The following is a 14,135-nucleotide window of genomic DNA, read 5'->3' as shown; positions in this document are numbered from 1 at the left end:
TCCCCACCTCTTACACTTTCACTTTCACTTTCACTTTCATCTCTACATCTACATCTACATCTGCACCTACACCTGCACTTGCATCTGTATCTGCATTTACACTAACTTCTGCACCACTGTTGTCGCCACACTCTAACGATCACAGGAGACGTTATTTGGCCCATTTTGCATGCTGTACCAGGCTAACGATCACCAGACACGCTATTTTGCAAAAGTCAGCTCATTTTCGGCCTAAAACACCCTCTTTTGCAGAAATAAGCTTCCTGGTGATCGTTAGAATTCCTGAGAGCCACTTTTCACCCAAATAAGCTCATCTGTGATCGTTAGAATCACAACACACTTTTTACTCTACCGCACCTAGAGTTACTTGTTGAGTTACTTATCCATCTACTGCACCTAGGATTATTTGTTTGAGTTACTTATCCCCTCTACTACTCGTCAGGTTACTTGTTTGAGTCACTACTACACATTGGTCTACTTGTATGATTTACTTATCCGATTTACCGCGTATTCGGTTACTTACTGTACCCGTTTCACTCGGTTCACCTACTGTATTTACGCTGTTTACTCCGTTTTCTTTATTCAATTTGTTTCCTTTGTTCGCTTCATTTCTTCATTCAGTTCAATTACTTTGTTTGCATACTTACTTCATTTCTTCATTTCCTTCATTTATTTCATTTTAATCTACCCTAATTTTAATCTACCCTACTCCATCCCTTCACTTCTTCCCCCAACGGACCACCCTTTTATGTAACAGAGCCCCGCGTGCGGGTAGTTGCAAGCCGCTCACGGGGCGAAAATAAATACTCACTTCCATCAATCATGCTTAGACCCACTACTTAAAATTACACGGCTTAAGACAGCGACCAGTTCAATCAGGCTAACAACTCTGAAAAAATACCTCGATAGACTTCAGCTTAAATGACCACAGCCGACTTGACCGCTGGTTTCTTCACACGATACAGCAGCGTCCACAACAACATATTCGCCACAATCAAGATCACACCGTACATCCAGACACCTCCAGAGAAAGAACGGAAAAAGACATGAGCACCCCACAGTAAAGCGAACACAGGCAAAGCAGCGAAAATATACCAGCCGTCACTTTGCTGTGCCACACTGAACGATTGGGAGAACGGTGGCTTTTGCAGCATAAACTTGCCGGATACCGGGATCAGCGCTGTAGCTGTGAGCAGAATAATCGCAATGTCCGGCAAAATCCGAAGTCCAAATGTCCATGTGAACATGGCCGCATTCAACAGAAATACCGGTATAAATATGTTGCTTAGAAATGCCTTCAGGGCGCCTCGATATAATATATTTTCATCAGACATCGGCGCGGCGCGAAAGATCCAGGATGCCTTGTACTGACCCGAATACCGTAGCATAATGACTACCGTTACCAACAGGATCAGCATAATATACAAGGTGTACACAAAGGAACTTTGCCTGAATTCTGCCCAGGTCGATGATTGTAAAGCTGTATACCAGAAAATATAAGGCATAACTAACGATAAACCTAAAGATGGGTAAACTTTCAACTTGAACTCCCGTTCATCGCGCATCATGCTGGCCGACAGACGAAAGCAGGCTTGTTCTTCGGTAGAGCGACTGAACAGCTTGGCAACCATACGATCCCACTTTCCCCGGCGGCGACTCGATGTCTGGCCGGAATGAGCCATTTTTTCTAAATACAGCTCGAAGGATGGCATAAGCTTCACATATACGATCAGGCATATCACCGGAACAACAACAGCCAGCGCTGTTAACGTATAGATCCACACCCCGCCATTTCCTGCGAATAACCAATCGTATGCAGCAGCATACCATAGCGGAGGTAACAGCAGTTGCCACCATTCCGGCGTAAAAGCTACTTTAAAATCAATAATATCGAAGGAACGAATGACAAACTGATATCCAATCGCAATCCCCACGGAAAGCAAAATCTGCACCATATTAATCATGTCTTTCAGCTTCTCCCCATCCAGAAACCTCATCATGAACAGATAGATGAGAGATGTGCTCACCAGAATCAGGATGCTGATCAGAATAATCTGTAACAGAAAGAGTAGAAAGAAACCAATCCCGTGCGTAACAAGCCCGGCGATCAGCGGCGCAGCCGTCACTGAACCTGTCAGCAGCACCAGATAGACTCCGGCATGAATGGCTCTCGCCATACCCACCGTTCGCGCATTAACGGGTTTGGTCAAAATAATATTTCTATCCCGGATGTCGAGAAGCACGGATGAAAAATCCGAAATCATCGACGTCATAATCATAAACATCAGCACGCCAAACAGAATGCCCATCTGAAGCATGAATTGTCCTGTATCCCAGACGACAAAGGGAACCATGATTGCTCCCATCAAGGCATACAGCCAGAGAGAGCGAACATACTGGTTACCTTCTTTGTTCTCCTTGCTCTTTGACCTTCCAGCCATAATCGTAGGCACTCTGCGCTGATCCATCTGGAACTTCACCCGTAAAATAAGGCGTAGCACATCATAATCAGCACCCGTCTTGGTAATGATTGGCCGAAAACGATCCAGAACTTGGAGCGTACGAAAATCGGAGGGTTTCGCCATATTAGTTCACCTCCTGCACAATCGACACAAAGCGCTCAGCAATCGCCTTATGTTCATTAAAGCCTGTCAATTGATTAAACACTTCCTCCAGTGACCCTTCCATCGATTGTTGCTGGAGTTGCTTGAACGTGCCATCTGCCACGACACGGCCCTCGGCTATCAATACAATCCGGCTACTGATCTTCTCCACCACATCCATAATGTGTGACGAATAGAAGATCGTTGTGCCTTTTGCGGACAGCTGTGACAAAATCTCTTTCACCACCATCACACTGTTGGCGTCCAGCCCGCTCAGCGGTTCATCCAGAAACAGCAGATCAGGATCATGTAGCAGAGCCGAGATTAACAGCACTTTCTGACGCATCCCTTTGGAGAAAGAGGCAATGCGGGAATGATATGATTTTTCCAGTCCAAAACAATCCATCAGCAGCTTTGCTTTATAATCTGCATCTTCATAAGACAAGCCATATAACTCTCCCGTAAACGTTAAATACTCGGCCGGAGTTAACTGTTCATACAGTTCTGCCACTTCCGGCACATACCCGATTCTACGCTTATATTCCACATCGCCGTCAGCGATATCCTGTCCAAAAATACGAACGTTCCCCACATAACCTTCCACTAATCCAAGCAAAATTTTGACCGTTGTACTCTTGCCAGCTCCATTAGGCCCGATGTATCCGATCATCTCCCCACGATTCACTTCCAGATCGATGCCGTTTAATACATAACGCCCGTTATACCGCATACGTAAGCCTTCAATTGACAGTACTTGTTCTCTAGTCGTTTCCGATCTCATTTGTTCACCAGCCACTTCGTTATCCAGCTCCTTGTCTATACTATTTCTACAATTCTACTAGTTTACCACAGTTTGGATTATAGGATCTATGAACTCTATAGAGTACGAAAAAAAGACACTTCATTCGAAGCGTCTTTCCGCTGATACGATCGGTCTAAGCTATATACCACAAACAGTGATCAGAGTCGAAAATCAATTTCATCTATTTCTTACTTTGCCGCAATTCAACAATTAATCCTCGTCATCAAAATCCTGATCAAACGACAACACCTTACCTGTGTTTGCGTCGATATCAACGTCTGCCTCACCTTGAGCGGTTCTCAGCTCAATCTCATAGACATAGCGACCGTTATCACGGTCCAGTTCAACCTTGGTGACTTTGCCACCAGTCACTTGTTTCAGTGCAATGTTGGAAGCTTGTGCAACCGTCAATTTAACCTGATTGGAGGCAGACGCACTCGAAGAGTTGCCTGTTCCATTATCCCGATAATCATCATCGTCATCGTAGTCATCATCATTAACAACAGCCAAAACCTTACCTGTATAGGCATCCAACCTAACTGTTACATCCGGGTTACCTTTTCGGTCGATCTCGACTTCATAGAACGTTTGACCGTTTCTACGCTCCAGATCCACATCATCCACTTTACCTTCCACTGCTTTCAGCGCTATGGATTTAGCTTGGGATACAGTCAGCAGTTTACCTGTGTTGTTCTGGTTCGCACTCGTGGATTGTGTCACTGAGGCTGGTGCGGATTGTATAGTTTCAGATTGTACTTGTGATGCCGATTGCCCGTTCATATTACCGCTAGCCGCGACCGCTGATCCGCCAAGCAACACCGCTGCGGACAAGCTGCCAATCCAAAGTTTATGTTTGTTCATCATCATCGTTCATCTCCTCGTTATTGTTCTCGTTCTCGTCTACATATTTAGAATAACCTAGGCGAATGAGAGATTAGAGAGAGAAAGATTAGAATTTGATGAGAAAATGAGGAGAGTATTCTTACCCCTTTTCAGAAAATAACATAATAGAAACAACTCTTAATCATCGTCCTTATCCCAAGTTACCGAACGTATGGCACCCGAGATCGCATTCACCTGTACCGTCGCTTCCCGGCCGTCTTCCAGATCGATCTCAACCAGGTAATACGGATTGCCACTGTTCGTACCACGTAGTTCTACATCATCCACTTCGCCAGGAACTCTCGCAAGCGCCTTCTGCTCTGCCTGCTTCTCACTTAGAAACTGTGGCTCTTTATCCGTCCCTCCTGTTGCCGATGACGGAGGTGACTTGATCGCTTTGGAGGAAATAATCTCGCCCGTATATGGATCAAGCGTCAGTTCTTGGCGGCTGTTATCCTTCGCTTTCACCACTGCAGTGTATATAGGACTGCCCTGCTGTTCAACCAGTTCCAGCGATATAAGTTGCTCCCCTGCTCTTTGCTTCAGCAACTCCGCCTTCATCTGCTCACGGCTCCACAACGTCTTCTCTTCAGCCTGCGGACTCGACTCCAGACGTTTGATGGATTGAACAGCTGCCGTAAATGCATCGACCTGCACATCGTATAGACCTGTCTCCGAACGAAGCTGCATCAAATACGTACCGTCTTTCAAGGTAGAATGAATGATCTCCCCTGGATATTGATTCAGCACAGATTGCGCGACTGCATCAGCAGATAACTGCTCACGAGCAGGTCCCCACGGTTTCCACCACACCAGAGCTACAACAAGTACGACAACCAGTATTCCGGCCCCCAACCACAGTAATTTTCGTGACCCTTTACCAGTATGACTTCTTTTGGTATTTTTATCTCCATGCCTAAGCTCATGTTTGTTATCACTTCGTTTCATTTCAGGCCTCTGTTCCTGTTCTGTCATACGCACTTCCCCCTCACATTCTTCCACAACTGATCTGAGTATTCTCGTTGAAACGTTATAACTAGCCTTGTATGTCATCAGTATAGAAGAGAAGAATGAGAATTTCATGAGAGTGAGTTGCCTCGGCTGTCCGATTTGGATCGTGGTAAAATAATACATGCCTCCGTGCCAACACCTTCGGTACTCGTTAGCTCAATCTGTGCTCCGACAGCGCCTGCCAACTCCTTGGCAAGCGACAGTCCGAGACCAGACCCACTGGCACTTCCGCTTCTAGTTCTAGAGACATCGACCTGGTAGAAACGGTCAAACACTTTCTCCAGATCCTCCTGCCGCATACCTATACCTGTATCCACAATCCGTATCCGGCACTGTTCGCCCTGGCTCTCCAGTTTGACTTCGATGGCATCTTCACTATATTTCCGGGCATTATCCAGCAAAATAAACAGTAGCTGCTTCAGCTTGCTCTCATCGCTGATCGCCCAGATGGGGCCTGAAGCGTCGCACCGTACTTCTCGGTGATAAGCTTCGCGGAATGCTCGCGTAGAATCCGTAGCCAACTTCGTAATATCTACGCGTTCCAGTTGTACATTCCATTGCTCCGGCTGCTTGGCCAGGAGCAACAGTTGCTCCGTCAACTCACGCATGCGTACCGATTCAGACAGAATCGCTTCCACAGCTTCATCAAAGACTTCAGGCCGCTCCTTCCCCCGGCGCTTGAGCAGACTGGCGTAACTCTCAATGATCGTCAGCGGTGTTTTTAGCTCATGTGATGCATCCGAGACAAAACGTTCCTGCCGTTCAAAGTTTGATTCCAGCAGGTCCATCATGCGATTAAACGTCTGCCCCATCGTGTTCAGTTCGTCCTTTGATTTTGCCTCCAGCGGAAGTCGCTTGAACTGCCCACTCGCTTGAATATCACTCATTGTACGAGTCATTTGCTGGATCGGTCTTGTCATGCGATTCGCCAAAATTCGGCTGGAGATCACGGCAGGAATCAGGGCAACAATAGTTACGATGACTAGTACTGTACGCAGGGTAGCAAGTCCACTCTCTGTTTCAGCTACACTCTGAGTTACCTGCAGATTTACCACTTCGCCGTCCGGCCAGATTAATGGCATGGATACCCACACATATCCGACCTGATCCACCTGGGTATACTCTGCCTTTTTCTCATTCTCATACTGATAAGATAACTTGCTGAGTTGTTCGGATGCTCCCGTTGTGGTTACTGGTGAACTGCTGCCGTCTTCATGTACAATGCGTAGCATGCCGTTCACGGGCGCATAAGCCCGAAGAAGATCGTCTGGCGGGATGGAGCCAGCGGACTGACGTACTCCTGCGACGATCGATTCGGCTTCTGCTTCGACTCGGCGAATCTCATTATTAATGGATACTCGCTCAAATACAAGGTAGACAGACAGATTCACTGCAATTAACAGCACGGCAAATAGAACCGACGAGTATCCGTAGATTTTACTGCGCAGGCTCATGTTTGCTCCTTCAGGACGTATCCTACGCCCCTTACGGTATGTATTAGAGGTGGCGTGAATCCGTTGTCCACCTTCTTGCGCACATAACGGATATACACGTCCACCACATTGGTATCGCCATAATAATCGTATCCCCACACGGATTGTACGATCTGATCCCGACTGAGCACCTGACGCTGGTTGCGTAGCAAATACACCAGTAGATCAAACTCACGAGGGGTAAGCTCTATGGCTTGTCCATCTCGAAAAACCTCACGCGTCCCTTCATGCAGTTTTAAATCAGCTGCAGTTAACCACGCTGTGTCTGTTTCCTGTTGCTGACCTACTGACTCATGCACCGCTTCCTGCCCTGGGGCATGATTCAATGTTCTGGCAGTAGAAACTGCAGCAAGTCGTAGCGCTGCACGAATTCGGGCCAGCAACTCTTCAATCTGAAAAGGCTTCGTGATATAGTCGTTGGCACCAAGATCCAGACCGGACACTTTATCCTCCACTGAATCTTTCGCTGTCAGCATAAGAATTGGGATAGCTGTATCTCTCGCTCGAATCCGCCGCAAAACCTCAATACCACTTAGGCCTGGCAGCATGATGTCCAATAGAATCAGATCCCATTGTCCTTCACTGTACTTTTCCAGCCCTTCCGTCCCACTTCCTGCCTTCGTGACCTGATACCCCTCGTACTGCAACTCCAGTTCAAGCAACCTTGCAATCTTGGGCTCATCTTCAATGACCAGCACAGCTTCATTCATGCTGATTCCCCCTCACCCGTCATATCCTTCTCCCGCTAGTTTACAACATCTGTTTACAATTTGCCTAAAGCGTCCGATACAGCATGATCTCCAGCTATCAGATCAAAGGCCATCCGATACGTCTTCTCTTCCTGCAAGGAGGCTGCAATTACACGTGCCACATCTTCACGAGCAATGCTACCCGGTTTCAGGTCAGTACCCACGGCCACTCTGCCGGTTCCCGGTTCATTTTTTAGACCTCCGGGACGAATAATGGTATAGTTCAGATCACTGGCGAACAGTGCACGATCCGCAAAATGCTTCGCTACATAATAGGGTTTGATCTCTTCCGGCCATTTACTCCGCTGATCGGCACCATAGGCACTGACCAGAATATATCTGGAAATGCCCTGTTTCTCTGCGGCCTCCATCGTTTTCACTGCACCGTCCAGGTCGATCAACAATGTTTTGTCCGGACCAGTGGAGCCGCCTGAACCAGCTGTAAACACGATGGCATTCTGATCTTTCATCGCTTCAGCAATCTCATCCACGGTACCCTCCAGATCACCCATGACAACTTGTGCTCCAAGTTCCTTCAGTGCGTCTGCCTGCTCCGGCTTGCGAATCATGGCCGTAACCTGATGTTTGCCTTCCTGTGCCAGCTGTTCCACCAGGTGTTTACCAATCTGTCCATTTGCTCCAATCACCAGTACGTTCATTGTTCATTCTCCTCTCAGGTTGCGCAAAAGAGCGATATCATTGCTCCCTGTCTGCTATATTTTTTGTTTATCTTATAGACTTTTAATGTAAAAGCCTTACCTTATCTTTTAAACGAAAGCAGCTGCTTTTAAGCGCTAGCTGAGTCGCTCAACGCTACACGTTTGGCTCCTTGATATATCGCAATACGGTATACCAACATAATTCTTTGGAACGCGCACGTATTGTCCTGCTCATGATAAAGGAGACCCTGCCTCTCTTTCACTATTGCCTTTCTTCGCTCCTATCGGTTTCTAACGTTCCGTATAATATCTGTATAAAGCCTTGTGTTCATACCTGTGAGTATCCCCGTGCTTCGCTTATCATCTGCATGAAGCATCTCTCCTCCTACTTGCTTAGATCATATCAAGCAAGTTCAAGTCCAGAAGAGCATAACAAAAAAAGGACGCCCAATGGGCGCCCTTTAACGTTGGTGTTATAGATTAATAAGCCAGTGCGAACAAGCCATGGATGTGGGACAGGTAACGGATGTTACTTGCTTCTTTCATCATGGTTGCAGGCAGACCTTTCAGACGAGTCTGGTTGCCACCGATCATGCCGACAGCGTCTTTACGACCCAGACTTCCCAGCGTACCGGAGAAGATTGGCGAGAAGGATTCCATTGCGCCACCTTTGAACATTACGCCCAGGTTGTGACCAATGGTTTCACCCATTTGCCAAGCCAGTTGTGCCGTTGGAGGGTAAGGGCGAGCGCCTTCGCTAGGGAAGACTACTGCGCTGTCACCAGCAACAAACACATCTTTGTGAGATGTGGATTGCAGAACTTCCGTTACTTTTGCACGGCCGCGATCCACTTCGATTCCACTGTTGGCAACAACGGCATTACCTTGTACGCCACCTGTCCATACCAGTGTGTTCGTAGGGATGGAGCTACCGTCTTTCAGCATAACTTCGTTTTCTTTCATCTCTGTAATCGCTACGCCAACAATGAAGTTTACGCCGCGTTTTTCGAGACTGGATTTTGCACGATCAACCAGCTCTGGCGGGAAACCTGCCAGGATGGAAGGACCTGCTTCAACCGTGTAGAGGGAGATATCGTTGAAATCGATACCTTTTTCTTTACATACACCTGGAAGAAGATCAACGAATTCGCCGACAAGCTCGATACCTGTCAAGCCGCCGCCACCGATAACAAATGTAGCGTCTGCTTTGTTGCCGGATTGCTTGTATGCATCCAGACGTGCTTCAACATGCGCACGAATACGGTTTGCATCACTAACAGATTTCAGCGTGAAGCTGTATTCCTGCAGTCCCGGAATTCCGAAGTAAGCTGTTTCACTACCCAGAGCAACAACGAGTGCATCGTAAGAGTATGTGGAGCCGCTAGTCATGAGAACTTTTTTCTCGTCCGGCTTGATTGTATCCACCGTATCGATTTTCAGGTTCACATCTTTACCGCGCAGCAATTTTTCAAGCGGGAGAGCAACAGCTTGCTCAGCAATGCTTCCTGCTGCAAGACGGTGCAGTTCCGTAATAATTTGGTGTGTAGGGTAACGGTTCACGACAGTAATTGTCGCTTCTTCCGGAGTCAAGTATTGACGCGCAGTCAGCGCAGTCAACAGACCGCCGTATCCTCCACCCAAGATCAAAATTTGCTTCGACATATCCATCCTCCGTTCTTTCTAAGTCTTAACGTTTCGTTTGTTGACGCTCGTTCAAGATGCTCAAGAAAGATTGAGCAAAACGAAGCGATTGTTGTACGTTTGGATCTTTAAGCATTTTAAGCATAGCGAACAGGCCAACCGAAGATTGTTCGGTTTGTGCACGGTCATTTGCCTCGATGGCAGCAGAAGCTACACCTTTAGCTTTGTCTACAACAGGTTTAGCGAACTCACCCATTGCACTCATTGTGTCGCTGATCAGAACTTTGTCTGTAGCGATACCTTGTGCGAAGTCGTAAGCTTTCGTCATTGCAGTAACCATTTCAGCCAATTTAGGCAGGTTCTCCACCAATACAGTTAAAGACTCCTGTACCTCGGGCTTCATCAGTTGATCCAGTACGTCCAGGGACTGGCGCTCTGCGCCTTCTGTTACTGGCACCTCTTGTTGAGTAGGCGATTGTGACATAAGAGAAAGTCCTCCTTTACTTTGGGATAGAAGTCCGCGACTTTCATGATGCCTGTCAAGCTGAGCCGAACCACAAATACATCAATACACTAAATGTACCAAATTTCACACATTAGGATAAGAGCATCCAGAAAGACCACTCTCTCGCATGCATGGTATGTTGGGTCTGTTGCGCACAACACATGTTGACGCACAAAACGACAAGCAGGCCGAAATCGAACTCTATACCCTTATATTACACCTCTTACACATGAACATGAAAAAGAAATTTTTTACACTTGTGAAGATATTGTGAACATTGTAACAAAATCGATTTTTTTGTCAAGGAGTGTTGGCTTGTCTCGACGGGTCATATTTCTTTTCCAAACGCCACGAGCTACCATATGTGGTATTAAGACATGATCACAACAAACCATATGTACGAAAAGCACATATGAAAGTGCATGTTGAACGTTTTTTCAGGAATGGATTTCCAAAAATCTACCGTTCATGCAACGAATTTGGTCACTTTGGTTATTATGCAGCGACAGCCTCAGCCTTATTCTCCCCGTTCAAACATCTTACTCAAGCAAGTATGAACCTTCTCGAAAGAGAATGCAAAAATTCCACCCTAGGAAGGTGCGCTCACAACCTCAGGTTAGAACCCCTTCTCAAATCTATGTGTAATCGTGAACGTTTAAATTATCCTCAGCCCGGTTAATAAGGACTACACCAGACAACGAAGGAGATGTTCGATATGAGTAATTCAACTGGCGATAAAATTAAAGCAGGCATTAACAAGGCCAAAGGCGAAGTGAAAGATCAGATCGGTAACGCGACGAACAACAAGTCCCTTCAGGCTGAGGGTAAAATGGATAAGGCCAAAGGGGCCGTTCAAGATAAAGTGGCCGATGTGAAAAAACATCACGAATAATGTATTCTGGTTTGCATTCTCGGATCATCTTTACGCACCTTGTGTGAAGATCGCAAGAGTGGCAAACCAGCCTGACCGTCGAAGTTTGGCCTCAATTCGTTCGGATACGCTGAACATCTGAATCCGAATCTGATGACGGGGGCGCAAAAAAAGCCAAGGAAGGTGTCGAACAACCACCCTTCCCTGGCTTTTTTTGTTTTATAACGCTGGTACGGAATACCGTGCCATATCAATGATAAAGCTGCGACTTGTACGTGTTGTATGGTACTCCCGGTTGAATAGTCTAACCCAGTCGGCATGCTCCTGGTACCATTGGAATGTTCTCTCCAGACCCTGCTCCAGTGTAGTCTGGGGATACCAGCCAAACGATGCGCGCAACTTGCCGGAGTGTACAACCAAGCTGGAACCTCTGGATTGCGTAGGCTCCAGTTCCCTGATCTCCTTCGCTGTTGCTGATCGATCGAGTGGTTCCAGTAACATCCCGATCTCTTGCATCGTTGTTCCAATACCGGTAGAGATGTTATAGGTCTGTCCATCTTGGCCATGGGTCATAATCTGCTCGATCGCTCGCAATGCATCATCGATATACAGGAAATCACGTACAGCTGATCCCTGAATATCCAGTGGCAATCCATCCAGCATGCGCCCGAAATTACGCGGGATAATGCGATCAGGAAGTTGCCATGGTCCGTATAAATTGGTCAGACGGAATGTTTTCACCGGAAGTTGATAACATTGAGCGTAGGATTGGGCTAGTGTCTCGCAAGCGACTTTCGAGGCAGAATAAGGGGAGACAGGTGCATAAGGGTCTGATTCGTTGTAAACTCTGCCCCATTCGCCACCGTACACTTCAACGGACGAAGCGAGTAAAAGAGGAATGTCGCGATCGGTAGCATATTGCAGGATAGCTTGTGTACTGAGGGTATTATTGCGAAATACCTCTGCGGGCTGATGATATGAATAGTCGACGTGAGGCATGGCGGCAAGATGAATGATGTAATCTATGTTCGGGGGTAAATGAATATTGTCTTTAGCAAGGTTACACTTGATGAATGGCATGTCGTGCAATGGAGAGCGGTGAACAAGTCTCTGACAGTAGTCATCCTGATCTAGCATAGTGACCTGATGTCCCTTTTGCACCAAAAACTGTGAAAGATTAAATCCAACAAATCCTGAAGCTCCTGTAACCACAATGTTCACACATTTTCCCCCTACTCCTTTTTTTCATCGGGCGCTTTAAAGAGAATGTCTGTATCGAGTATAACCTGAAAACGATACAATTTGTATCATTTTACAAATATTTTTTATTCCTTTATTCCCTGAAAGGTTAATACATGGAAAGAGGTGAACCCAAATGAGAGATCTAAGGCAAGATTATAGCGATATCCAGTCTATGAAATTTCAAGACGACGGAGTCATTCCGAATCATCCACATCTACCAGTACTTCTGTACAAAGGAGTCTGGCGTACCGAACCTACCCGTGCCGAATCCGACTTGAACCGGAATGGATGGGGCAATAGCTGGATCAACGGTGTATACGATTATCATCATTATCACAGCAATGCGCACGAGGTGCTTGCGGTAATGAGCGGATTTGTGAGGTTAATTATAGGCGGTGAGAACGGAAAGAAGGTCTATCTGGAGAGTGGTGATGTGGTTGTATTGCCCGCTGGAACCGGCCATAAACGTCTGGAAGCCAGTCCCGATTTTCGGATCGCGGGAGCTTATCCTGGAGGTATGGGTTACAACACTCGAACAGGCAAACCAGGGGAGCGGCCTGAGGCGTTGCAAGAAATTCTAGAGGTTCCTGTACCGGGCACAGACCCCGTGTATGGGGAAGGCGGGCCTTTAACCAAGCTGTGGCTCAATCGCAGGGTTTGAGTTGTTGTCGTAATGAAAACCATATAAGCAGGGGGAAGATTTTCCGATTGGAGCTACATTCCCCCTGCTATTCGAACACGATAGAAACGCATGGCACGCGGATTACCCTCCACATCGAGCTTGCCTTGAAGCACAAGCTGACGCACCCGGTATTCCCAATCGTATGCCTTGTCTTCTTATGAGGAAATCGATTTTTCTGAAGTCTGATGTATCGGATGTCGTTCATCCTGATCAGGGTTAAACCGGGTGAAGTGACGTTCCAATTTCCGGCTCGCCCACAGAGATAATGCAATGAACAACACGACGCCGATCCAGCGTACCGGATGCTCCAGAAACTGCTCTACATTTGAACCAATATACGTTACAGAGAAAATCATAATACCTTTACCGAGCCCCACCGCAAGCAGGAAGGATAACAATCGCATACGGGCGATACCTGCAGCCACATTAATAATGACAAATGGCCCCACAGGAAAAATGCTAAGCAGGAATACATAACTGAATGCGTTTCTACGAATCCATACCATGCTGCGTTTTACACGCGGTTTGCGTGCCCACTTTTCCACAAAAGCAGACTTCCCGATCTCTCGCACGATCAGGAATGTGACGGTACAGCCAAGCACCATGCCGATCCAGGAGTACAAAAACCCTGCCCACAACCCGTACACCGCTCCGTTCACACCCACAATTAATAACGTTGGAAGCGGTGGTACAAAAGACTTCATAAACGTAAGCAAAATGCCCGGCAATGGACCGAGAGAACGAAACTTCTCCAGCCAGAACCGAATATTTTCCTCCGTGATGTATGACATAATATCAAGGGCTGCTGGTGTCATCCGCATCCATCCAATCTATTCGATCTATAAAAGCAGTACATTAAAAAAACAATTCGACTGCCGCCCTCCAAGTATAACGTACATTAGGATGTCGCATCGTTGTCAATTTGAAGAAATATTTGAATAGGAGAGCACATCAAAAAAGCACACCCTGATCATTCATCCAGGTGTGCTCTACAT

13 protein-coding genes are annotated in these 14,135 nt (G+C 46.8%); 2 read left to right on the top strand and 11 right to left on the bottom strand.

Translation table 11 applies throughout. The features are described from left to right. Positions 1-917: 917 nt before the first annotated feature. The 9 genes from BLQ13_RS15355 to BLQ13_RS15315 form a co-directional block, all read right to left on the bottom strand. Entirely contained in the window at positions 918-2,585 is a 1,668-nt protein-coding gene (locus tag BLQ13_RS15355) for a hypothetical protein (protein ID WP_090921572.1), read from the bottom strand. Between the two features lies 1 nt (position 2,586). Continuing rightward, the gene (locus tag BLQ13_RS15350; protein WP_090921749.1) at positions 2,587-3,384 is read right to left on the bottom strand and encodes an ABC transporter ATP-binding protein; all 798 of its coding nucleotides are present in this window, start codon (positions 3,382-3,384) and stop codon (positions 2,587-2,589) included. A gap of 231 nt (positions 3,385-3,615) precedes the next feature. Next, positions 3,616-4,272 (bottom strand): PepSY domain-containing protein, encoded by a 657-nt coding sequence (locus BLQ13_RS15345; RefSeq protein WP_090921570.1) that lies wholly within the window; start codon positions 4,270-4,272, stop codon positions 3,616-3,618. Positions 4,273-4,425: 153 nt separating this feature from the next. Beyond that, positions 4,426-5,262 carry a PepSY domain-containing protein gene (locus BLQ13_RS15340; RefSeq protein WP_167375749.1) on the bottom strand — a complete coding sequence of 279 codons (837 nt, stop codon included), beginning with the start codon at positions 5,260-5,262 and terminating at the stop codon, positions 4,426-4,428. 104 nt (positions 5,263-5,366) lie between these two features. Further along, complete coding sequence (locus BLQ13_RS15335; protein ID WP_090921566.1) at positions 5,367-6,752, bottom strand: sensor histidine kinase; 1,386 nt, start codon at positions 6,750-6,752, stop codon at positions 5,367-5,369. Next, positions 6,749-7,501 (bottom strand): response regulator transcription factor, encoded by a 753-nt coding sequence (locus tag BLQ13_RS15330; protein WP_090921564.1) that lies wholly within the window; start codon positions 7,499-7,501, stop codon positions 6,749-6,751. Before BLQ13_RS15330 ends, BLQ13_RS15335 begins: the two co-directional genes overlap by 4 nt. Positions 7,502-7,554: 53 nt before the next feature. Beyond that, positions 7,555-8,199 carry an SDR family oxidoreductase gene (locus tag BLQ13_RS15325; protein WP_090921562.1) on the bottom strand — a complete coding sequence of 215 codons (645 nt, stop codon included), beginning with the start codon at positions 8,197-8,199 and terminating at the stop codon, positions 7,555-7,557. Positions 8,200-8,679: 480 nt separating this feature from the next. Further along, positions 8,680-9,861: an NAD(P)/FAD-dependent oxidoreductase gene (locus BLQ13_RS15320; RefSeq protein ID WP_090921560.1), complete on the bottom strand. Its 1,182-nt coding sequence runs from the start codon at positions 9,859-9,861 to the stop codon at positions 8,680-8,682. 25 nt (positions 9,862-9,886) lie between these two features. Next, a complete protein-coding gene (locus BLQ13_RS15315) occupies positions 9,887-10,324 on the bottom strand; it encodes a DUF1641 domain-containing protein (protein ID WP_090921558.1) in 438 nt (145 codons plus the stop codon). Positions 10,325-11,060: 736 nt separating this feature from the next. On the opposite strand from BLQ13_RS15315, the gene BLQ13_RS15310 reads away from it, so the two are divergent. Next, positions 11,061-11,237 carry a CsbD family protein gene (locus tag BLQ13_RS15310; protein WP_090921556.1) on the top strand — a complete coding sequence of 59 codons (177 nt, stop codon included), beginning with the start codon at positions 11,061-11,063 and terminating at the stop codon, positions 11,235-11,237. 198 nt (positions 11,238-11,435) lie between these two features. Here the strand turns inward: BLQ13_RS15310 and BLQ13_RS15305 are convergent, their stop codons facing one another. Beyond that, a complete protein-coding gene (locus tag BLQ13_RS15305) occupies positions 11,436-12,437 on the bottom strand; it encodes an NAD-dependent epimerase/dehydratase family protein (protein WP_208606795.1) in 1,002 nt (333 codons plus the stop codon). Between the two features lie 154 nt (positions 12,438-12,591). Here BLQ13_RS15305 and BLQ13_RS15300 point away from each other — a divergent pair, with 154 nt between their 5' ends. Continuing rightward, positions 12,592-13,119 carry a cupin domain-containing protein gene (locus tag BLQ13_RS15300; RefSeq protein ID WP_090921554.1) on the top strand — a complete coding sequence of 176 codons (528 nt, stop codon included), beginning with the start codon at positions 12,592-12,594 and terminating at the stop codon, positions 13,117-13,119. A gap of 176 nt (positions 13,120-13,295) precedes the next feature. On the opposite strand, the gene BLQ13_RS15295 is transcribed toward BLQ13_RS15300, so the two are convergent. After that, positions 13,296-13,955, bottom strand: coding sequence for a TVP38/TMEM64 family protein (locus tag BLQ13_RS15295; protein WP_090921553.1), 660 nt, complete (start codon positions 13,953-13,955; stop codon positions 13,296-13,298). Between the last annotated feature and the right edge of the window lie 180 nt (positions 13,956-14,135).

The sequence above is a fragment of the Paenibacillus polysaccharolyticus genome (genome assembly GCF_900102085.1).
GTDB classification, from domain to species: Bacteria; Bacillota; Bacilli; order Paenibacillales; family Paenibacillaceae; genus Paenibacillus; species Paenibacillus polysaccharolyticus.
Note: the sequence above shows the minus strand (reverse complement) of the source record. Positions and strands in the feature narration are given on the sequence as shown.